This window comes from Frankia sp. CcWB2 (assembly GCF_977927585.1).
Genome location: NZ_CDWRCM010000108.1, coordinates 15168 through 16419 on the forward strand (window position 1 = coordinate 15168; position 1252 = coordinate 16419).

Genomic DNA, 1252 nt, shown 5'->3' on the forward strand with positions numbered 1-1252 from the left:
CCAGGACCGTAGCGTCACCTCCGGCCACGCCTGAATCCGACGCCCACCAGCCGAACCAGCCCCCACCACCGCCCAACCCGACCCGCGGCCGCACGGAACCAGCCGGCACAACACGATGCGACACCCGGCCGGACCCGACGCGGCCACCACCGCACAAACGCAACACAAACGAACACGACACAACGAACCGACCGCGGACACGGCGAAAGGCCGGACACGGCAACCACCCCGCGCCCGACCCCTTACCGCACAACCACCCAAACGATCAGACCGATCAGGCTGAACGCCTGTCCGCACCGGTACCCCGCAGAACGGCCAACCGCTCCGCCAAGACCTCCTCAAGGTCATCCGTCGTCCGACGCTCCATCAGCATGTCCCAGTGCGTACGCGGCGGCTTCGCCTTCTTCGGCTCAGGCCGCTCACCATCGACAATGACCGACGCCCCACCACAAACCCTGCACTCCCACACCGACGGCACCTCGGCCTCAGCCGCGAAGGGCATGGTGAACTGGTGGCCGTTCGGACAGTCGTAGGACGCGGACTGCCGTGGGGCAAGCTCGGTGCTGCGGTCAGTCTCGTAGGACACAGCACCGAGACGGCTTCCCCGCAGGATGCGCTCGCCCATATAACTCCTCCGAGCGTCGAGACGTGTGCAACTACCCCTCGACAACGTTCCAGCCAGCCCAGACGTTCCCACCGACGAAGGACCACCAACACGACCATGAACACCCAGCGATCCCACTCCACCACAAAACACCGCACCCCCCGCTCCCGAACCCTGCACACCACCACCCTCGGCATCACCCGCGCCACCATCGGCATCCTCGCCCTCAGCCGCCCTGTCGACACCATGCCTCACCGGCGTCGACCGCGTCACAGCCGCCAGGCTCGCCTGGCTCGCCGGCATCCGCGACCTCGCCCTCGGCGCCGGCCTCCTCCACGCCCTGACCACCCGCCACGACACCACCACCTGGCTGTGGGCCGGAATGATCGCCGACGCCGCGGACGTTGCCGTCCTTGCGACCACCACCACCCGCGGCGAACTCCCACCCATGATCGGCACCGCCATGACCACCGCCGCCGTCCCCCTCACTCTGCCCCGACACCACCCGAACACCGACACACCACCGACCACCGACACCGGGGGAGAGCACCACACCGGGGGAGAGCACCACCACCCCGCCCCGCCCACTCCCGCCCGCAGAAAGGCAGCCGTCGCACCATGACCGAGACCGACCCCCACGACACCACC

The 1252-nt window shown here is 68.7% G+C and carries 1 protein-coding gene and 1 pseudogene; both read right to left on the bottom strand.

Features of this window, described 5'->3' with window-relative positions; translation table 11 throughout:
- Positions 1-274: 274 nt before the first annotated feature.
- Complete coding sequence (locus ACY45C_RS12820; protein WP_462187849.1) at positions 275-625, bottom strand: RNA polymerase-binding protein RbpA; 351 nt, start codon at positions 623-625, stop codon at positions 275-277.
- A 205-nt stretch (positions 626-830) separates the two neighbouring features.
- Positions 831-1252: pseudogene (locus tag ACY45C_RS12825) on the bottom strand (hypothetical protein); the annotation flags it as partial.

Coding starts and splice junctions, on each gene's coding strand:
- ACY45C_RS12820 (WP_462187849.1), bottom strand. CDS start 625: ATGGGCGAGCGCATCCTGCGGGGAAGCCGTCTCGGTGCTGTGTCCTAC.